Origin of the sequence: Clostridium sp. AF37-5 (genome assembly GCF_003477605.1) — a bacterium.
In the GTDB taxonomy this organism is placed as follows: domain Bacteria; phylum Bacillota; class Clostridia; order Lachnospirales; family Lachnospiraceae; genus Eubacterium_F.
In genome coordinates this window covers 1-20,224 of the sequence record NZ_QUDR01000029.1, presented here as the reverse complement: position 1 = coordinate 20,224, position 20,224 = coordinate 1, and the positions used below count along the sequence as shown (strand labels likewise).

At 40.1% G+C, this 20,224-nt stretch carries 17 protein-coding genes and 1 tRNA gene; 17 read left to right on the top strand and 1 reads right to left on the bottom strand.

The genetic code is table 11. The features are described from left to right. Positions 1–30 precede the first annotated feature (30 nt). A complete protein-coding gene (locus DW019_RS13695) occupies positions 31–1,254 on the bottom strand; it encodes an argininosuccinate synthase (protein ID WP_022377942.1) in 1,224 nt (407 codons plus the stop codon). A gap of 239 nt (positions 1,255–1,493) precedes the next feature. On the opposite strand from DW019_RS13695, the gene argC reads away from it, so the two are divergent. The 17 genes from argC to DW019_RS13610 form a co-directional block, all read left to right on the top strand. Beyond that, on the top strand, positions 1,494–2,534 hold the full coding sequence (gene argC, locus DW019_RS13690) for an N-acetyl-gamma-glutamyl-phosphate reductase (protein WP_117479944.1): 1,041 nt from the start codon (positions 1,494–1,496) through the stop codon (positions 2,532–2,534). Between the two features lie 11 nt (positions 2,535–2,545). Then, positions 2,546–3,769 carry a bifunctional glutamate N-acetyltransferase/amino-acid acetyltransferase ArgJ gene (gene argJ, locus DW019_RS13685; RefSeq protein ID WP_347474427.1) on the top strand — a complete coding sequence of 408 codons (1,224 nt, stop codon included), beginning with the start codon at positions 2,546–2,548 and terminating at the stop codon, positions 3,767–3,769. 13 nt (positions 3,770–3,782) lie between these two features. Further along, entirely contained in the window at positions 3,783–4,685 is a 903-nt protein-coding gene (gene argB, locus DW019_RS13680) for an acetylglutamate kinase (RefSeq protein ID WP_117479946.1), read from the top strand. Between the two features lie 15 nt (positions 4,686–4,700). Continuing rightward, positions 4,701–5,882, top strand: coding sequence for an aspartate aminotransferase family protein (locus DW019_RS13675; protein ID WP_118443931.1), 1,182 nt, complete (start codon positions 4,701–4,703; stop codon positions 5,880–5,882). 81 nt (positions 5,883–5,963) lie between these two features. Next, entirely contained in the window at positions 5,964–6,398 is a 435-nt protein-coding gene (locus tag DW019_RS13670; protein WP_022377937.1) for a DMT family transporter, read from the top strand. A gap of 91 nt (positions 6,399–6,489) precedes the next feature. Then, the gene (locus DW019_RS13665) at positions 6,490–7,107 is read left to right on the top strand and encodes a helix-hairpin-helix domain-containing protein (RefSeq protein ID WP_118443930.1); all 618 of its coding nucleotides are present in this window, start codon (positions 6,490–6,492) and stop codon (positions 7,105–7,107) included. Positions 7,108–7,133: 26 nt separating this feature from the next. Next, positions 7,134–7,826, top strand: coding sequence for a response regulator transcription factor (locus DW019_RS13660; protein WP_022377935.1), 693 nt, complete (start codon positions 7,134–7,136; stop codon positions 7,824–7,826). 34 nt (positions 7,827–7,860) lie between these two features. After that, positions 7,861–9,237, top strand: coding sequence for an ATP-binding protein (locus DW019_RS13655; RefSeq protein ID WP_117479930.1), 1,377 nt, complete (start codon positions 7,861–7,863; stop codon positions 9,235–9,237). Positions 9,238–9,246: 9 nt separating this feature from the next. Beyond that, positions 9,247–10,194, top strand: a complete 948-nt coding sequence (locus DW019_RS13650) for a GerMN domain-containing protein (protein ID WP_118443929.1) — start codon at positions 9,247–9,249, stop codon at positions 10,192–10,194. A 27-nt stretch (positions 10,195–10,221) separates the two neighbouring features. Continuing rightward, positions 10,222–12,402 (top strand): DNA internalization-related competence protein ComEC/Rec2, encoded by a 2,181-nt coding sequence (locus DW019_RS13645; protein ID WP_147353037.1) that lies wholly within the window; start codon positions 10,222–10,224, stop codon positions 12,400–12,402. Between the two features lie 35 nt (positions 12,403–12,437). Continuing rightward, positions 12,438–13,019, top strand: coding sequence for a xanthine phosphoribosyltransferase (locus DW019_RS13640; protein WP_022377931.1), 582 nt, complete (start codon positions 12,438–12,440; stop codon positions 13,017–13,019). Positions 13,020–13,042: 23 nt separating this feature from the next. Further along, a complete protein-coding gene (locus DW019_RS13635) occupies positions 13,043–14,371 on the top strand; it encodes a nucleobase:cation symporter-2 family protein (protein WP_117479938.1) in 1,329 nt (442 codons plus the stop codon). 80 nt (positions 14,372–14,451) lie between these two features. Then, a complete protein-coding gene (locus DW019_RS13630; protein WP_117479940.1) occupies positions 14,452–16,074 on the top strand; it encodes a glycoside hydrolase family 43 protein in 1,623 nt (540 codons plus the stop codon). 69 nt (positions 16,075–16,143) lie between these two features. Next, positions 16,144–17,121 (top strand): DNA polymerase III subunit delta, encoded by a 978-nt coding sequence (holA, locus tag DW019_RS13625; RefSeq protein ID WP_022377928.1) that lies wholly within the window; start codon positions 16,144–16,146, stop codon positions 17,119–17,121. Positions 17,122–17,179: 58 nt separating this feature from the next. Further along, positions 17,180–17,265: transfer RNA gene (locus DW019_RS13620), tRNA-Ser, on the top strand. A gap of 130 nt (positions 17,266–17,395) precedes the next feature. Next, complete coding sequence (gene lepB, locus DW019_RS13615; protein WP_182431153.1) at positions 17,396–17,917, top strand: signal peptidase I; 522 nt, start codon at positions 17,396–17,398, stop codon at positions 17,915–17,917. An 823-nt stretch (positions 17,918–18,740) separates the two neighbouring features. Continuing rightward, on the top strand, positions 18,741–20,224 hold a 1,484-nt coding region (locus tag DW019_RS13610), incomplete at its 3' end, for an InlB B-repeat-containing protein (RefSeq protein ID WP_147353036.1).

Here is a 20,224-nt window from a genome sequence, read left to right as displayed (position 1 = left end):
CTGTTTTGTTATTTACAACAATACGGTTGTTTACTTATTATTCTTTTCTACTTCTGCCATCTTCATTGCGCGAACTTTGGTAGAAAGACCAAAGAGGTTAATGAAACCTTCTGCATCATGATGGTCATACAAATCTCCGGTTGTGAAACTTGCAATGCTTTCATTGTACAAGCTGTATGGTGAAGTGGTTCCGGCTTTGATAATGTTTCCTTTGTACAGTTTGAATTTAACTTCGCCGGTTACATATTTCTGTGTTGACTCGATAAATGCCTGAACTGCCTCGCGGAGAGGAGAGAACCATTTGCCTTCGTAACAAATCTGAGCAAGTTTATTCCCCATATCCATTTTCAATGTTGTTGTATCGCGGTCAAGAATTAATTCTTCCAACTGCTGATGAGCTTCGTAAAGAATTGTTCCGCCAGGAGTTTCATAAACACCACGGGATTTCATTCCAACAACGCGGTTTTCTACGATATCAACAATACCGATACCATGTTTTCCACCTAATTCATTCAGAGTGCGGATAATATCGGAAACTTTCATTTCTTTTCCGTTTACGCTCTTAGGAACGCCGGCTTCAAATGTCATAGTTACATATTCACCTTCATCCGGTGCTTTTTCCGGTGTTGTACCAAGAACCAGAAGATGATCGAAGTTAGGCTCGTTTGCCGGGTCTTCCAATTCAAGACCTTCATGGCTGATATGCCACAAGTTGCGGTCACGGCTGTAACTGGAATCTGCGGAGAATGGAAGATCAATTCCATGTGCCTTGCAGTATTCAATTTCGGATTCACGGGAATCCATTGTCCATTTATCACTTCTCCAAGCTGCAATAATTTTCAAATCAGGAGCAAGTGCTTTGATACCGAGTTCGAAACGAATCTGGTCATTTCCTTTTCCGGTAGCACCATGGCAGATAGCAGTAGCGCCTTCTTTTCTTGCAATTTCAACAAGACGTTTTGCAATAACCGGACGAGCCATCGAAGTACCAAGAAGGTATTTGTTCTCATATACAGCATGAGCCTGTACACAAGGAACTACATATTCATCACAGAACTCATCGACAACATCCTCAATGTAAAGTTTGGATGCACCACAGAACTTAGCTCTTTCTTCCAGACCGTCCAATTCTTCACCCTGTCCACAATCAATGCAGACACAGATAACTTCATAATCAAAATTCTCTTTAAGCCATGGAATAATTGCTGTTGTATCCAGGCCGCCGGAATAAGCTAAAATAACTTTTTCTTTCATAATAGAACCTCCGTATGTATTTTTTGGTATTAACCTTTTTCTAATATACACCACAAGTGAATATTATGCAAGCATAAAATCAATTATTTTCAAAGAATGACGAATAAATTCTAGTTAGGTATTGCATATTTATCGGAAAAGATGTATAATAATTGAGGTTTGTGTATAATATGTATAAATATGCATAAATGATGAATAAAAAGAGTGAGCTGCCAAAGTACGGCGGAATGGAGGATGCTATGATAAAGGCTGGAATTATCGGTGCTACAGGGTACGCAGGACAGGAATTGGTTCGATTATTATTGCAGCACAAAGAAGTTGAGATTGTATGGTATGGTTCGAGAAGTTATGTGGATAAGAAATTTAGTTCCGTTTTTGGAAATGTTTTTCAGATTGTAGAAAATATTTGTAAAAGTGATGATTTACATACTTTGGCAAAAGAGGCAGACGTGATATTTACCGCAACACCGCAGGGGTATTTGGCAGGTGTTCTGGATGACGAAATCCTTTCCCAGGCAAAGGTGATTGACTTGAGTGCGGATTACCGAATAAAAGATGTTGCGGTTTATGAAAAATGGTACGGCATCACACATAAAAGCCCTCAGTATTTGGATGAGGCTGTATACGGATTGTGTGAGTTAAACCGCAAGCAAGTTAAAAAGGCACGTTTGATTGCTAATCCGGGATGCTATCCAACCTGTTCAACACTTTCGATTGCACCGCTTGCAAGAGAAGGACTGATTGATATGGATACTTTAATTATTGATGCAAAATCCGGAACATCAGGAGCAGGAAGAGGTGCAAAAGTTCCAAATCTTTACTGCGAAGTAAATGAGAATATTAAGGCATATGGAGTAGCCACGCACCGTCACACACCGGAGATTGAAGAACAGCTTTCCTATATTAGCGGAAAAGATGTTACACTTAATTTTACTCCGCATTTGATTCCAATGAACCGTGGTATTTTGGTTACGGCATATGCAAAATATAAAGAAGGTGTGACAAAAGAGCAGATTCGAGAGGCTTATGTGAAAGCATATCAAGATGAATATTTTGTGCGCGTGCTGGATGAGGGTGTGTGTCCGGAGACCAAATGGGTTGAGGGAAGCAACTTTGTCGATGTAAATGTAAAAGTTGACGAGCGCACGCATCGCGTGATTATGATGGGAGCAATGGATAATATCACAAAAGGTGCTGCCGGACAGGCAGTTCAAAACATGAATCTGATGTTTGGATTTGATGAGGCAGAGGGGCTCCGGCTTGTACCGATGGTTCCGTAAAGGAGGAAAATATGATGAATACAATAGAAGGCGGCGTTACCGCAGCAAAAGGATTTATGGCGGCGAGCGCAGAGGCAGGAATTAAATATAAAAACCGTACAGATATGGCCCTTGTCTATACAGAAAGCCCGGCGGTCTGTGCAGGAACTTTTACAACGAATGTAGTAAAGGCAGCACCGGTTTGGTGGGATAAAGAAATTGTTGAGAGCAAAAAGGATGTTCATGCGGTCGTATTGAATAGTGGAATTGCCAATGCCTGTACCGGAGGCGAAGGTAAAGAAATTAATGAGTACATGGCTTCACAAATTGCAGAGGCACTTGGCGTTTCGACAAAAGAGGTTTTGACAGCTTCAACCGGCGTTATCGGAATGCAGATAAAAAAAGAACCGATACAAAAAGGTGCAAAACTTTTAAAGGATGCACTGGCAGATACAAAAGAAGCAGGTCTGCTTGCGGCTAAGGCAATTATGACAACGGACACTGTTCCGAAGGAAGCGGCAGCCAGTTTTGAGGTGGACGGAGTAACCGTAACAGTTGGTGGCATGAGCAAAGGTTCCGGTATGATTCACCCGAATATGGCAACGATGCTTAGCGTTACGACAACAGATGCAAAAATTTCACATGATTTACTGCAGGAAATGGTTTCCGAAATTGTGTCAGATAGTTTTAATATGATTTCGGTTGACCGCGATACATCAACAAATGATACATATCTGGTGCTTGCCAATGGCGAATCCGGTGTTGAAATCAAAGCAGGAACGAATGGATATGTAAAATTCAAAGAGGCACTGAGTTTTGTTGCAACGGATTTGGCAAAACAGATGGCAGCGGACGGAGAAGGCGCTACGAGGCTGATGGAAGTAAGAGCAGTTCACTGTAAGAATAAAGAAGAGGCAAAGATTTTTAGTAAATCGGTTGTGACTTCAAACCTCGTGAAAGCAATGGTGTTTGGCAAGGATGCGAACTGGGGACGTGTTTTGTGCGCACTGGGGTATTCCGGTGCAGACTTTGACCCGGATGTAATCGATTTGATTTTAGAAGCTGAGGATGAGCAGATTGTTTTAGTAAAAGATGGTGTGCCGACAGATTACAGTGAAGATGAGGCGACTATTTTATTAGGAAAAGATGCAGTTACATTTATTTGCGACATGAAGCAGGGGGATGCATCGGCAATTGCCTGGGGATGCGATTTGACTTATGATTATGTAAAAATAAATGGCGATTACAGAAGTTAGAGAGGACAAAAAGATGGAAGATAAGATGAAAGAAGTTGTACTTAAGGCGGAAACGCTGATTGAGGCACTGCCTTATATCCGTGATTTCAACGGAAAAAAAGTAGTTGTAAAATACGGCGGAAGCGCTATGCTGGATGAAAAATTGCAGGAATCAGTGATTAAAGATGTTGCTTTGTTGAAACTGGTTGGCATGCAGCCGATTATTGTTCACGGCGGCGGAAAAGAAATTAGCAAATGGCTTGGCTATATGGGAAAAGAGAGTGAATTTGTAGAAGGACTTCGTGTGACAGATGCCGATACGATTGAAGTGGCAGAAATGGTTTTAAATAAGGTAAATAAGCATTTAGTCCAGATGATGGAGAAACTTGGAGTAAAGGCAGCCGGCATCAGCGGAAAAGACGGTGGCACAATGCTTTGTGAGAAAAAAACAGCCGGTGGAAGAGATATCGGTTTTGTGGGAAAAGTAAAATCCGTTAATTCCGATTTGATTGACACTTTGATTGCCAAAGATTTTATTCCGATTATTGCGCCGATTGGTATGGATGAAAATTATCAGGCATATAACATCAATGCCGATGATGCGGCAAGTGCAGTTGCAAAGTGTATTCATGCAGAAAAACTGGCATTTATGACGGATATTGAGGGTGTCTGCAAAGACCCGAAAGACCCGGAAACATTGATTTCTGTATTGACAACTGATGAGGCAAAACAGTTGATTGAGGATGGAACCATTGGCGGTGGTATGATTCCGAAAATAAGAAACTGTGTGGAAGCGGTAGAAGAAGGTGTAAGCCGTGTCCATATTCTGGACGGACGTAGACAACATTGTCTGCTGCTTGAGTTTTTTACCAAAAAAGGTATTGGTACAGCAATTATTGATAACAACACAACGTTGTATCCGCATGAGCAGGATTAGGAAGGAGCATGTGATATGAAACAGATGATAGATGAATCAGAGAAGTATTTAGTTCATTCGTATAACCGTTATCCGGTTGTATTAGACCATGGAGAAGGCGTGAAATTATACGATACAAATGGAAAAGAATATTTGGATTTTGGTGCCGGAATTGCCGTTTGTGCATTGGGCTATGGAGATAAGGAATACACAGATGCTTTGAAAACACAGATTGATAAAGGAATTCATTTTTCTAACTATTTTTATTCGGAGCCATTATTGCAGGCAGCGAAAGGTCTTGCAAAGGCAACCGGACTTGACCGTGTATTTATGGCAAACAGCGGTACGGAAGCCAATGAGGGCGCTTTGAAAATGGCACGAAAATATGCCATTATGCAGGGGCATGAAAATCGTCATGAGATTATCTCGATGAATAAAGCATTTCACGGACGAAGCATGGGAGCATTGTCCGTTACCGGTACGGCAAAATACAGAGAGCCTTTTGAACCGATGTTACAGGGTGTTACATTTGCTGATTACAATGATTTCGAGAGTGTAAAAGCAGCGGTTACAGAAAATACATATGCCATCATTGTGGAAGCCGTTCAGGGCGAAGGTGGAATTTATCCTGCAAACGCTGAATTTTTACAGGGAATCCGCAAATTGTGTGATGAAAATGATATCGTTATGATTTGTGATGAAATTCAGTGTGGTATGGGACGTTCCGGTAAGATGTTTGCGTACCAGAAATATAATATTGTACCGGATATTGTGACGATGGCAAAGGGAATCGGAAATGGTATTACAGTAGGTGCAATCGCGGCAAAAGAAGAAGTGGCTAAGTGCCTTGTGCCGGGAGATCATGGTACAACATTTGGCGGAAATCCACTTGCCTGCGCAGCGGTGGCAAAGACACTGGAAATTTTTGAAAAGAGAGAAATTCCGAACCATGTAGAAGAAGTTGGAGAGTATCTTAATGAATGTCTGCAGAAATTGGTGGAGAAAAAAGAAATTGCTGTTGAGACACGTGGTATGGGACTGATGCGTGGCTTGGAACTTTCCGTTCCTGCCGGTCCTTATATTACAAAGGCATTGGAAAAAGGCGTCATTTTTATGAGCGCAGGCGCAAATGTCATTCGTTTTATTCCGCCGCTTATTATTGAAAAAAGCGATGTGGATAAAATGATTGCGATTTTAGATTCTGTACTGGATGATTAAAAATGGATGAATAATTGCACCTTTCTTGGGAAGACTTTACGGTAGAATCGTTTACCGTGAAGTTACTAAGGAGGTGCTTTTATGTTGGGAATTTTAGTGGCTGCCATTTCAGGTGCCATTATGAGTGTACAGGGTGTATTTAATGCGGAAGTGACCAAACAGACGAGTATCTGGCTGTCATCTGCATTTGTACAGATTAGTGCATTTGTTGTCTGTGTACTGGCTTGGTTTATTACCGGAAGAGATGGTGCAATCAGTAGTTTGTGGCATGTTTCACCTAAATATATGCTGTTAGGTGGAGCACTGGGAGCTTTTATTACTTATACGGTAATTTACAGCATTAATGCGATTGGTCCTGCCCGTTCTGCGATGTTTATTGTGTCGGTTCAGATCGTCATGTCGTATCTGATTGAACTTTTTGGGCTGTTTGGGATTGATAAACAGCCGTTTGAGTGGAGAAAGTGTATTGGTGTAGCTGCGATTGTTGCTGGAATTGCCATTTTCAAGTGGAAGTAAAAAATAAGTAAATTTGCCATTGTAAAAATGGAATAACATTGGTAAAATAGTTAAGTAGCACTCTTTTTTTCCGGCCAGAAAGGAAAGAGTGATGAAAGATAACAAAAATAAGTTAAAAATGGTTCTCTTGATTGGAGCTTTCTTTTTATGCGGTGTTTTGTATTTTTTGCTAAATGCCGGTTCTAAAAAAGAAGCAGTTGTGACGGAATCGTTTGCTGATCAGTCGGGAGAAACAAAGGGTAAAAAAGAAACATCGGATTCAAAAACAGAAGCTGTGGTGTATATTTACATATGTGGCGAAGTGAAGAATCCGGGAGTATATACTTTTGCAAAAGAACCTCATTTTATCGATGTTGTGGAAAAAGCAGGTGGCTTTACCAAAAAAGCAGATAAACTTTCTGTTAATTTAGCAGAGGTTGTCAAGGATGGAACACAACTTACGATTGAAAAGAAGAGGAAAAGGAAAGCCGCGCAAGAGGAACAAAGTTCCCACGGAATGTCATCAGCGGATGAAGCGGGTAAAATTAATCTGAATACCGCTTCCGCAGAACAACTGATGAAATTAAGCGGGATAGGGGAATCCAAAGCAGCACAGATTATTTCCTACCGGGAAAAAAACGGTGCGTTTAAGAAAATTGAGGACATTATGAACATTACCGGAATTAAAGAAGGAGTGTTCGGAAAAATCAAGGATGATATTACAGTATAACTGTAAAATTTGTGGAGGCAGAGCAGATGGCAAAAAAAGTCTTAGTAGTGGATGATGAAAAATTAATTGTGAAAGGAATCCGTTTCAGCTTAGAGCAGGATGGAATGGAAGTGGACTATGCATATGATGGAGAGAGTGCTTTAGAGGCGGCTCACGAAAAAAAATATGATATTATTTTGTTAGATGTGATGTTACCAAAGATGTCAGGGTTTGAAGTTTGTCAGCAGATTCGGGAATTTTCAGATGTTCCGATTATTATGCTTACAGCAAAAGGCGACGACATGGATAAGATCCTTGGACTCGAATATGGAGCCGATGATTACATTACGAAACCATTTAATATTTTAGAGGTTAAGGCGAGAATTAAGGCGATTATTCGACGAAGCAGTAAGAAAAATCATAAAGAATCCGATGGACTGGAAGTTTATGGAAGCCTTAAGGTGGATTCGATGGGTAAACGTGTTTATATCAAGGATAAGGAAATTAGTCTGACAACGCGTGAGTATGAATTATTGAGTCTTTTGGTTCGTAATCCGAAAAAGATTTACAGCAGGGATAATCTGCTTCATGAAGTATGGGGAGCTGCATATCCGGGGGATGCAAGAACCGTGGATGTTCATATCCGAAGACTTCGTGAAAAAATAGAAGAGACACCAAGTGATCCGGCATTTATACATACAAAATGGGGTGTTGGTTATTATTTCGAGAATAAAGAGTAAAATTCAAGCTTTTAAAAGCCTGCGGGCACAAAGCATGGCTGTATTGATTCTGATAGGAATCATTCCGCTCGTTGTATTTACATTGATTTTTATCAATACATATCGGGCAAAGGCTATTTCACAACGTATTAATGAATTGCAGACACGAGGTTCCATTATATGTAACCTTGTTGTTTCTTCTGCCTATTTTACCAGTGATTCAGGGGCAGAAGTAGATTCTGAACTGACACAGGTCGCGGATATTTTTGGAGGCCGTATTTTGATTGCGGATTCTGATTTGAATGTAACCCGTGACACATATGGGTTAGAAGAAGGTAAAGTGATTCTTTTGGAGGAAGTTGTCCGGTGTGTCAACGGTGCAGACAGCAAATTTGTAAGCCAGAGTGAAAACATGGTAGAACTGGTTCTTCCGGTGCATAATCCGGAGAGCAATTCGATTGATGGTGTTGTCGTAATGAATTTTTCGCTGAACAGTGTGAACACTCTGTATGATTCGATGCAGTCGATTGCAATTACGCTCGTATTGGTGCTTGGACTTATTATTCTTGTGATTTCTGTTTTGTATTCCGGTCAGGTTGTAATGCCTATGAAGGAAGTAGCCGGCTCGATTGCGATGATTTCTTCCGGTGATTTTAATGAGACGATGCAGATAACCGGATATTCGGAAGCAGAGGATATTTCGGATAAATTTAATTCAATGCTTAGTGTGCTGCAGAATCTGGAAGATGCAAGGCAGGAATTTGTGTCGAATGTCTCACATGAGTTGAAGACACCGATTACGTCGGTTAAAGTTTTAGCAGAATCTTTGATTGGACAGGAAAATGTTCCGGTTGAACTTTATCAGGAATTTATGGTGGACATTAATGAAGAATTGGAGCGAATGAATAAAATTATCAATGATTTGCTTACCCTCGTAAAAATGGATAAAAATGCCTCAGAAGTCAATATTTCCGAGGTCAATATTAATGAATTTCTGGAAGCAATTTTGAAACAGCTTCAGCCGATTGCGGATAAGCGGAATATTGAGATGATTTTTGAAAGTGTTCGTTCTGTTACAGCACAGGTGGATGAAGTAAAATTGGCTATGGCATTTCGCAATCTGATTGAAAATGCGATTAAGTATAATTACGATAATGGCTGGGTTCGTGTTTCTTTGAATGCAGACCATAAATTCTTTTATTTGAAGGTATCGGATTCCGGGGTTGGTATTCCGGAAGAATTGCAGGATAGTATTTTCGAGCGTTTTTACCGTGTGGATAAGGCACGTTCCAGAGAAACCGGTGGAAACGGCTTAGGACTTGCAATTACGAGAAATGCAATTTTATTGCACCGTGGCTCAATTAAAGTTCACAGTATAGAACAACAGGGAACTACGTTTGCCGTACGAATTCCTCTGATGTATTCGGAATAGGAGGCTGCTATGAAAAAGATTATAATTTCCATGTTTCTTATTATGGCGGCGGGGATTTTATTTTCTTGTGGCAAAAGTAAAGAGAAAATGGATTCATATTTGGTTTATTATCTGAATCAGGATATGACAGGACTTGTAGAAGGGACGATGGAATCTCCTCATGAAAAAAAGGATACGAACGCAGTTGTTGCCGATTTATTAAAACAGCTTCAGACTACGGGGGAGGATGCCAACTTAAAGAGTCCGATTAGTGAAAATGTAGATGTGTTAGATTTTGAACTGAAAAATCATCAGATGTCAATTTCTTTTTCTGCTGCGTATTATGAGAGAAGCGGCGTGGAAGAGACATTGTCCCGTGCAGCAATTGTGGAAACATTATGCCAGTTAGATGAGATTCATTATGTGGAATTTCATGTAGAAGATCAGCCACTCATGCTTTCGGGAAATGCCGTAGGACCGATGAGTGCCGATGATTTTGTGCAGAATCTGGATGCTTTGGGAAAAGAACAGCGCAGACAGGTTACGTTGTATTTATCGAACCGCACAGGAGATAAACTGCGTGCGGTAACGACATCGGTAACTTACAATGCGGCAACACCGTTGGCGGAACTTCTGATTAATCAATTGATTCAGGCAGATGAAGTGATAGCCGGACAAAAAGGGAAATTAAAGGATGTCAAACCGGCAATTCCAAAGGAAACGGTAGTGAATCACATAACAATACGCGACCAGATTTGTTATGTGGATTTGGGAAGCGGATTTAATGATTTGCTGGCAGGAATCAGCAGTGAGGTAACAGTGTATTCAATTGTAAATACATTGTGTGAGCTTTCCAATGTCAACCGGGTACAATTTACTATTGATGGCGAGGCACAGGAGCAGTACGGGGAGATGGATTCGTTCCATTCAGTATTGGAGCGGAATTTAAATCTTGTGGAAACGGTAAATGAGAAATAGAACATGAAATAAAAAGGGAGGAATCGGGTGAGGAGAAGACCACTTTGTGTGGTATTGGTATGCATGATTTTGGGGATTCTTTGTAATGCGTGGATAAATACAAAGGAACCGGTTTCTTATGAGCGGGAGTCGATTCATTTTCTTTGCGAACTTGAAGAATTTGTAAAAAAAGATAATGGATATACGCTTGTCGTTCGTGACGTAAAAGGGGAGGATTCATTTTCGTGCAAAAAAATAAAATTATATGCAAATGAGAATACGGCGATGCCAAAGGAGCTGCATATTGGTAATCTTTTGGCGGTCACAGCCTCCATCCATTCGTTTGAGAAACCGGGAAATCCCGGACAATTTGATGAATATAAATACAACACGGAATTAGGAATTACCGCGCAGGGATTTGCCGGTAAAATAGAAATAAAAAAGAATACGGTTAAAAATCCGGAAGATTTTCTGCATCGATTGAGAAATCACTTACAAGATGTGGTTTCTTTGTGCTGTAATGAAAAAACAGCGGGGATTGTATCCGCAATGGTTTTGGGCGATAAAAGTGGGTTGTCTGATGAAGTGAAACAGTTGTATCAGGAGAATGGAATTGCACATGTGCTTGCCATATCTGGACTGCATATTTCACTCATTGGTGCCAGCCTGTTTTTTGTACTGCGCAAATATTTTATGCCAATGCAGGGAGCGGCCGTTGTAACCATGGTGCTTTTGTTCCTTTATGGTATTTTGACCGGCTTTTCCATTTCGACACAGCGGGCAGTTATCATGATGGGATGTATGCTTTTGGCAAGACTTGCCGGAAGACATTATGATGGATTGAGTGCACTTTCGTTCAGTGCGATATGTCAGCTCTTGATTCATCCTATGGTATTGTTCCAGACCGGTTTTTTGCTTTCTTATGGAACGGTGCTCGGAATCTATGTTTTTGTGGATGTGTTCTGTGATGCGTGGGAAAGTAAAAATCCGATTTGGATGGCAGTTGCCGGAACGGCTGGTATTGAGCTTGTTACACTTCCTATTCTTTTGACGGCTTATTATGAATTTTCAATTTTAAGTATTGCCGCCAATGTACTGTTTCTGCCGTTTATGGGAGGAATTTTTGTGACTTCACTGGCTGGAATCGGACTGGGGAGTATTACCATTTTTGCAGGAAAATTCTGCTTTGGATTTGCACATTTTTGTTTTATGTTATTTGAGTGGATTGGAAATTTGTTTGTAAAGATTCCGGGGGCTGTTGTTATCACAGGAAAACCGACAGACTGGCAGGTGTTCTTGTATTATGGATGTGGTGTTTTGTTTTTATTTTTGCAGAAATGGAAACAGAAGAAAATATTTTTATTGACTCTTGCCTTTGGCGTTTTTGTATTATTTCTGCCGATTCATAATAATTTTGATTTGCAGATTACCAATCTGGACGTCGGTCAGGGAGATTGCAGCTGCATCCGCACAAAAAATCATACATTTTTAATTGATGGAGGCAGTTCTGATGTAAATAAAGTAGGAAAATACCGTATGATTCCTTTTCTGAAATCGCAGGGAATTTCTTATGTGTCGTATCTTTTTTTGACGCACAGTGACAAAGACCATACTAATGGTGCCGTCGAATGGCTGTGTGCTGCCAATCAGATGGGAGTAAAAATTGGAACCGTAATTCTACCGAAATTAAATGAAAAAGAGGAGGCGTACTGTACGCTGTTAGACGAACTCCGAAATAAAGGATGCAATCTTATGTTTATGCAGCGTGGCGATACGGTAACAATTGATGAGTTACGAATATCCTGTCTGCATCCATATCCGGATTATGAATGGAAATCAGCGAATGATTCTTCACTTGTTTTGAAGGTGAATTATCAGAATTTTACAGGATTATTTACCGGAGATTTAGAGGAAGCGGGGGAGAAAGAAATCATCAATAAACTTTCCCATGTAAATTATTTGAAAGTTGCGCATCATGGCAGCAAGGGGGCGAGTTCAGAAATTTTTCTTGAGCAGGTAAAACCAGATGTTTCCGTTATTTCGTGTGGAAAAAAGAACCGTTATGGACATCCACACAAAGAGACGTTGAAACGTCTTGAAAATATAGGTTCTAAGGTGTACCGGACGGATAAAGAAGGGGCGGTATCCATTGAATGTCAGAACGGGAAATGGTACCTTTCTTTGTGGAAAAAAGAAAGTGGTAAAAAACGCTTGCTAAGTGACTGGTGATTATATTACAATAACGGTTGTAGGAGGAATTACAAATGAACTTTTTAGAGGAACGGATTCAAAAAGATGGAGTAGTAAAAGAAGGAAATGTATTAAAAGTGGATAGTTTTCTGAATCACCAGATGGACATCGAATTATTTGAAAAAATGGGTGAAGAATGGAAAAGCCGTTTTGCCGGAAAACCGATTAATAAGGTAGTAACGATTGAGGCGTCCGGAATTGGAATTGCGTGTATTGTTGCTAAATATTTTGGAACGCCGGTTGTTTTTGCCAAGAAATCAAAAAGCATCAATATTGATGGTGATATGTATGTGGCAGAAGTGGAGTCATTTACTCATAAATGCAAAAATCAGGTAATTGTATCAAAGAAATTTTTATCACCGGATGACCATGTGTTAATTATTGATGATTTTTTAGCAAATGGATGTGCCCTGCAGGGGCTGATTTCGATTGTAAATAGCGCCGGGGCAACGGTTGAGGGAATTGGTGTTGCGATTGAAAAAGGATTCCAGATTGGCGGACAGACCATTAGAAATCTTGGTTATCAGTTGGAATCACTGGCAATTGTGGATGCCATGGATGCAGAGACCGGTTCGATTACATTTCGTGAGCAATAATTACACAGGAGAAAGAGGATAAAATGAATAAAGAGAAAAAAACAAAAGCTTCCATTGACAATATTTATACATTAAATGGTAAAGTGCCACTTGGTCATGCCGTGCCGTTTGGATTACAGCATATTTTAGCGATGTTTGTGGCAAACATTGCGCCAATTATTATTGTGGCAAACGCCTGCAAATTATCAAACGGACAGATTGCCATGTTGATTCAGAGTGCTATGCTGATTGCCGGAATTGGTACATTAATACAGTTGTTTCCAATCTGGCGTGTTGGTTCGGGGCTGCCGATTGTAATGGGAATTAGTTTTACATTCGTATCCATTTTGTGTTTTATTGGAACAACTTACGGATATGAAACGATTGTTGGTGCTGTTTTGATCGGTGGTATTTTAGAAGGAACGCTGGGATTATTTGCAAAGTACTGGCTGAAGTGGATTTCACCGATTGTAGCAGCGAGTGTTGTTACAGCAATTGGTTTTTCTCTGCTGTCGGTTGGTTCTGCTTCGTTTGGCGGTGGAAGTGGAAGTGAGAACTTTGGTTCGGTGCAGAACTGGATTATCGGAACTGTGACGTTACTTAGCTGTATTTTGTTTAATTTATTTGCTAAATCTTATTTTAAACAGTTGTCAGTTTTATTTGGACTTGTGGTTGGATATATTCTGGCGGTTTGTATGCATCAGGTGGATTTTTCTGCACTTGCAAATACGTCAATTATTGCATTTCCGCATATTATGCCATTTAAGATGGAGTTTAATTTAAATGCCATTGTGTCGGTTACGTTAATTTTTCTTGTGTCGGCAACGGAGACGATTGGAGATACATCGGCACTTGCCTCATCCGGGTTAAACCGGGATGTGACGGTGAAGGAAACAACAGGTTCGATTGCCTGTGATGGTTTTGTCAGTGCATTATCTGCCTGCTTTGGCTGTCTGCCGATTACTTCTTTCAGCCAGAATGTTGGTCTTGTGGCAATGACAAAAGTTGTGAACCGTTTTGCTATTGCGACAGGGGCGGTTATTATGATTTTGGCAGGTATCTTTCCGATTTTTGGTGCTGTGCTTGCAACGCTTCCGGATTCTGTTCTTGGCGGGTGTACGATTATGATGTTTGGTACAATTGTAGTCAGTGGTATCCAGATGATTGGAAAATGTGGATTTACCCAGAGAAACATTACCATAGCTGCGTTATCCTTAAGCGTGGGAATTGGCTTTACCCAGGTACCGGAGATTTTTGCGATTTTCCCGCAGATTGTGCAAAATGTATTTGCTCAGAACTGCGTTGCAGTAGTCTTTTTAGTGGCTGTAATTCTGAATCTGGTACTGCCGAAAAATATGGAAGCAAAAGTTTGAAAATCTTAAAGACAAGCCGTTGTTTTTTTGATATAATGTTACTGCAAACAGAAATGATTACTTTTGGAGGTTATTAAATTATGGAACAGATTAAAAATCCTGTATTGCCGGGTTTTAATGCGGATCCGTCAATTATTCGTGTCGATGACACGTATTATATTGCAAATTCTACATTTGAGTGGTTCCCGGGGGTTCGTCTGCACGAGTCCAAAGATATGGTTCACTGGAAACTGCTGCCATCGGCCTTGTCAACAACGACACTGCTTGATATGAAAGGAAATCCGTCTTCAGGCGGTATCTGGGCACCGGATCTTTCCTATGCAGATGGTAAGTTCTGGCTCGTTTACACAGATGTTAAAGTAACCGAGGGACCATTCAAAGATATGGTAAACTACATCACGACAGCAGAAGATATTCATGGTCCTTGGTCTGACCCAATTCGTGTGAATGGTGTTGGTTTTGATGCTTCGTTATTCCATGATGATGACGGAAGAAAATATCTTGTTCAGCAGACATGGGATCACAGAGAGTATCACCATGCATTTGATGGCATTACATTGACAGAATTTGATACAGAAACAATGCAGTTAAAACCGGAGACAGCAAGAAATATTTACAATGGTACAGAGGTAAAATTGGTCGAGGGACCTCATTTGTACAAAATTAATGGATATTATTATTTGTTTGCTGCTCAGGGCGGAACGGTATATACACATCAGGAAGTGGTTGCACGCTCTAAGACACTTGACGAATTAAGTTTTGAGACAGAGCCGGATGGCCCATTTATCACAAACTTTGATACGCCATATTTGGAAATCCAGAAACAGGGACATGGCGCACTTGTTGATACACCAAGCGGTGAGTGGTATTATGCAAGTCTTTGCGGACGTCCATGGACTCATGAAAATCAGTGCTGCATTGACCCACGTGGTTACTGTACTCTTGGACGTGAGACAGCGATTCAGAAAGTATACTGGGATGAAGAAGGCTGGCCTCGTATTGAAGGCGGCCACGGCGGAAAGGTTCTTGTAGATGCACCGAAAGATGCAATTAAAACAGATGCACCGCTTGATCATTCCATGCATGATGAATTTGATACTGAAAAATTACATAATGAATGGAATACCCTTCGTGTTCCATTTACGGATGCAATGGGAACGACAGGAGATGGCAAACTGACTCTCCGCGGACAGGGTTCTCTGAGCAATAAACATGAACTGTCACTGGTCGCAAAACGCTGGCAGGCATTTAACTTTGATGCTTCTGTAAAAGTAAGTTACAATCCATTTTCTTATCAGCAGATGGCAGGACTTACCAACTTCTATAATGACAAGCATTGGTCCTTTGCATTTATCACATGGAATGAGAAAAATGGACGTGTCATCGAAGTGGCCCAGTGTAACCGTGGCGGCTATACATCATTCCTCCGCGATGATGCAATTCCGGTACCGGATGGCGCAGATGTATGGTTCCGCACAAAAGTTAGAAAACAGACTTATACCTACGAATATTCATTTGATGGTGAGAATTACAAAGAAATTCCGGTAACTTTAGACGCATCCATTTTATCGGATGACTATGTACTGCAGAGCTATGGCGGATTCTTCACCGGTGCATTTGTTGGTATGGCATGTGTTGATTATGCCGGATACAATACGGTTGCAGAGTTTAGAAGTTTTGATTACAAAGAGTATGAAGACTAATTAGAAATTTGTAAAAGCGAGTCGGTCACAAAAATGCTGACCGGCTCGTATTTTTGAGAGGAGTCAGATATGCTTCGCATTGAGGATGAGTTAAAGAATAATCAAATATCCCGTTTCCAGCTTTTATACGGCGAGGAGCGATACATGGTTCAGTATTATCGGAATCAGTTGATTGAAAAACTATCGAATCCGGATGATGAGATGAACCGCACATTTTTTCGTGATAAACCGGAGCCATCCCAGATTGCCGAGGCGGCTCAGATTCTTCCATTTTTTGCTGAAAACCGTTTGATTGTTGTAGAGGACAGTGGTTATTTTAAAAGCAGCAGTGATATGGCAGATTATGTGGAGTCATTTCCGGAGACCACTTATATCATTTTTGTGGAGCGCGAGATTGATAAACGCAACCGTCTTTTTAAGTGGATAAACAAAAATGGCTGTGTGACCGAGTGTACAAGACAGCCGGAACATATGTTGAAACGGTGGATTGCCGGCTATATGAAAAAAGCAGGGAAAAGCATTTCAACAAAGGGTGCCGAGCGGTTGATTGAGCGAGTGGGAACGGATATGGAAATGCTCAGCAATGAACTTGAAAAATGCATCGGCTACGTAGGTGAAAGTAAGTTGATTGATGTGCCGGAAGTAGATGCTATTTGTTCGGGAGTAACGGTTTCCAAGATGTTTGACATGATTGATGCCGTGGCACTTGGCGAGAAAAATCGTGCGATGAAATTGTACGAAGATTTGTATACCAACAAGGAATCGCCGATGTCTATTTTATTTATGTTTTCGCGTCACATCAACATCTTACTTCAGGTGAAGGAGTGTAAAAACCGCGGACTTCGCTCAGGAGAAATTGCAAAAAAATGCGGGGTTCCTCCGTTTACAATTCCTAAGTATGAAAAACAGGCGGCACTTTTCAAACGCAGTAAATTACTGGCGATGCTGCAAACCAGATTGGAGTTGGAAGAGCAGTTTAAATCCGGTAAATTGTCGGACCAGTTAGCAGTGGAATTGTTTTTAATTGAGGCACTTAACGGGGAGTAGAAAAGTTGTAATTTTCTATTGACAAATTACCTTATTCTGATAAAATGGAATATGTTGTGGAGACGTATCGAAGTGGTCATAACGAGAACGACTCGAAATCGTTTTGCCTTCACGGGCACATGGGTTCGAATCCCATCGTCTCCGTTTTATATTCCCTCGCTGTGTGCGGGGGATTTCTTTTTTTAACAAATAAGTATATATACTTTTGGAAAAATGGTATATTAGGTTTATACTTTCTGTTTTATGCAGCAGAATATGCAAGGGGATGAGATATTTGAAACAATTGAAAAAAGGAAAAATAAAAGGTATTGTACGGGCTTATGGTTTTCCTATTTTATTTGGAATTATTTTTGCCTGTGTGCTTGTTTATTTTGTGCGTCCTTCTCAGATAGAGGGGGAAAGTATGGAGCCAACGCTTAAGGATGGTCAGTTGATTTTCTGCAGTGCTGCATTAAAAGGGCGGATTGAAAAGGGCGATATTATTTCTGCTATCATTTCACCAAAAGCGAATGTGCCAAAGAAATATCTTTTAGAGGATGGCAAATTAAATATTATTAAACGGGTTATTGGTGCGCCGGGGGATACGGTGGAAATTCGGGACAATGCAGTTTATGTGAATCACAAACAAATAGAGGAACCTTATTTGAATGAGCCAATGAAAACTAGGGATTGTATTTGCAAATTAAAAGAGGATGAATGGTTTGTGATGGGAGATAATCGAAATCATTCGTTGGACAGTCGGGCGTTTGGTGCGGTTCGGACGGAGGAGATAAGAAATTTGGTGTTGAATGGGTGAGTTGGGTAAATGAAAGAAGGGACAAATGTGCTCTCTTGTAAAATTTCAAAACATAGTATTATATAACTTGTGTATAATAATAAAAAAACAATTGATTTCCAATTGGAAATATGTTACCATAAAACGTATATAAGCGACAAAGGCACATTGCTATGTAATATTTTGAATATAATTGGGAAATCAATAGCACATAATCTAAGATTATGACATATGATTATAAAAATGATATTGTAATTTCTATGAAATGGGTTATAATATAGTAAAGAGAGGTCTTGCTTTAGTGGACGATTCAAAATATGAGCTATTTGCTTGCGAGTAAATAGCTTTTTTTTATGGAGAAGAGAATGGAGAAAATAATAGAAAAAATTTTCGTTCTGTAAACAAATTTATAAAAGACAAAATAACTCCAATTGTAATGCAAATTGATTTATGCTTTACAATATATATGTTTGTTGCAAATTTAATTGAATTAAGAATAAAGGATATTATTAGTGATAAACCGAAAGATATTATAAAGCATTTGAATCATCCAAAGACATAAATCTTATTGATAGATGCAAACAATTTATAAATACTGAAACTTTTAAATTTCCAAAAGAATCAAATAATTTACGATTTGATGCTTATACAGATTTGTCAATTTTTAAAAATATTTTAAAAGAATTAAAGGAAGATTTAATTTAACACATAATATCTGTATTTGAGTGGGGCTAATATAATTAGCTCCACTTAACAGACATATTAATACTATACTAAAAACAACAGGAGTCCGGTAGTAATTAGCTGCCGTACAACTGAATCGCTTTAAGAAAGGAGATTATTTATGAAAGCAAGAAAAAGAAATATTATATCCTTTGCTATCTGCGCATTGTTTATTGCCGGCCTGTTAGCCGGTTCTTGTTATATTAAAGAGGGAAAACAGAATGCAGTGGTACCAGTAGAAGGATATAATTCTAAAACGCAAGGAGAAATAAAATGGGCGTATGATACAGTTTCAGGAGATAGTAATAGTCCGGCAATAAATGTTCGAATTGTAGGAGTATATCAAGAAGATGGTGATACTTCTAAAAACATTACAGATGATATTATCATCCCTGATAAAATTCCCGAATGCGAAAATGGAAAAATCATTGCCTATCACAAGGTAGAATCGTTAGGAGATGCAGACGCGAAAAACAAGGATTCGTTTTTTCTCGGCTCCTTCAACGTCACCAGTTCAGGCATTGTCGTTGACGCCACGGCTTGTACGGGGCTGAAAACGGTTAATGATTGGGCGTTTAGTCAGGATGGATATGGAAGCAAGGATGAAGGATATAGAGGAGATGTAACTATTTATTTGCCAGATTCTTTAGAAAAAATTGGACAAAACTGCTTTAACCAAAATCTTGTCTATTGCAACTCTCCAAATATTACATTGGACGGAACAGATAATACGTCTAGCGGTTTCGCATTCCGCGGACCAGTAACTACTCCGGAAAACACATTAAAAACTGTTTACAAAACGAAGTACAAAACCAATATCCCGGCCATCTTAAAAGACCCGGACAAGTTCCCTTACATCGGTGCAGCCGCAAAAGAAGTTACGCTTCATGCAGATGCTCCGGATGGCGGTGAAGTAAACCGCGGGGGCAGTGGTCTGAAATATGACTCGGTATATGTGTTTGAAGGAAAGGAAGATGAGAAAAGTCGTAGTTTCGGCAACATTCATCCACCAAAAAAAGAACACTATGTATTTGAAGGATATTTTGAGAAAAACACACAGATTTTCGACAAAGACGGCGTTTTATTAAAAGTTCCGGATGGAACGGACGTATACGCCAAATGGACACCGGAAGTCTATCAGGTTTCTTTCCGAAACAATCAGAATACCAACGTACAGAACGAAGAACATTCCTATCAGGAAGTTTTCTCACCAAATCTGCCGGAAAACTTTTATCCGACTATTGGATATAAGCTGATTCGTTGGGAAAAGTATTCAATGAATGCAAACGGAGAAGCGGTAGGAGAGCTGGAGAAATTAGAACCGGAAACTACCATGACAGTGGATTGCAACTCTATTTTCAAGGCAATTCTGGAACCAATCACCTATACGGTATCCTTTGATGCTAACGGAGGAGAGGTGAAAGACGCTGAACTGCCGAACACGTTCGATAAGGATTATTCCTTAACAACGGCATCCCGATACGGTTACACCTTTGATGGATGGTACACGGCAAAAAACGGTGGAACAAAAGTAACGGAAGATACACAGATGACCCGCGCGGAAAACCACACGCTCTATGCGCATTGGACGGCAAGAACCCACAA

Excerpts from the sequence above, each read along its gene's own strand:
- DW019_RS13695 (WP_022377942.1), bottom strand. The coding sequence starts at position 1,254 with ATGAAAGAAAAAGTTATTTTAGCTTATTCCGGCGGCCTGGATACAACA.
- argC (WP_117479944.1), top strand. The coding sequence starts at position 1,494 with ATGATAAAGGCTGGAATTATCGGTGCTACAGGGTACGCAGGACAGGAA.
- argJ (WP_347474427.1), top strand. The coding sequence starts at position 2,546 with ATGATGAATACAATAGAAGGCGGCGTTACCGCAGCAAAAGGATTTATG.
- argB (WP_117479946.1), top strand. The coding sequence starts at position 3,783 with ATGGAAGATAAGATGAAAGAAGTTGTACTTAAGGCGGAAACGCTGATT.
- DW019_RS13675 (WP_118443931.1), top strand. The coding sequence starts at position 4,701 with ATGAAACAGATGATAGATGAATCAGAGAAGTATTTAGTTCATTCGTAT.
- DW019_RS13670 (WP_022377937.1), top strand. The coding sequence starts at position 5,964 with ATGTTGGGAATTTTAGTGGCTGCCATTTCAGGTGCCATTATGAGTGTA.
- DW019_RS13665 (WP_118443930.1), top strand. The coding sequence starts at position 6,490 with ATGAAAGATAACAAAAATAAGTTAAAAATGGTTCTCTTGATTGGAGCT.
- DW019_RS13660 (WP_022377935.1), top strand. The coding sequence starts at position 7,134 with ATGGCAAAAAAAGTCTTAGTAGTGGATGATGAAAAATTAATTGTGAAA.
- DW019_RS13655 (WP_117479930.1), top strand. The coding sequence starts at position 7,861 with ATGGCTGTATTGATTCTGATAGGAATCATTCCGCTCGTTGTATTTACA.
- DW019_RS13650 (WP_118443929.1), top strand. The coding sequence starts at position 9,247 with ATGAAAAAGATTATAATTTCCATGTTTCTTATTATGGCGGCGGGGATT.
- DW019_RS13640 (WP_022377931.1), top strand. The coding sequence starts at position 12,438 with ATGAACTTTTTAGAGGAACGGATTCAAAAAGATGGAGTAGTAAAAGAA.
- DW019_RS13635 (WP_117479938.1), top strand. The coding sequence starts at position 13,043 with ATGAATAAAGAGAAAAAAACAAAAGCTTCCATTGACAATATTTATACA.
- DW019_RS13630 (WP_117479940.1), top strand. The coding sequence starts at position 14,452 with ATGGAACAGATTAAAAATCCTGTATTGCCGGGTTTTAATGCGGATCCG.
- holA (WP_022377928.1), top strand. The coding sequence starts at position 16,144 with ATGCTTCGCATTGAGGATGAGTTAAAGAATAATCAAATATCCCGTTTC.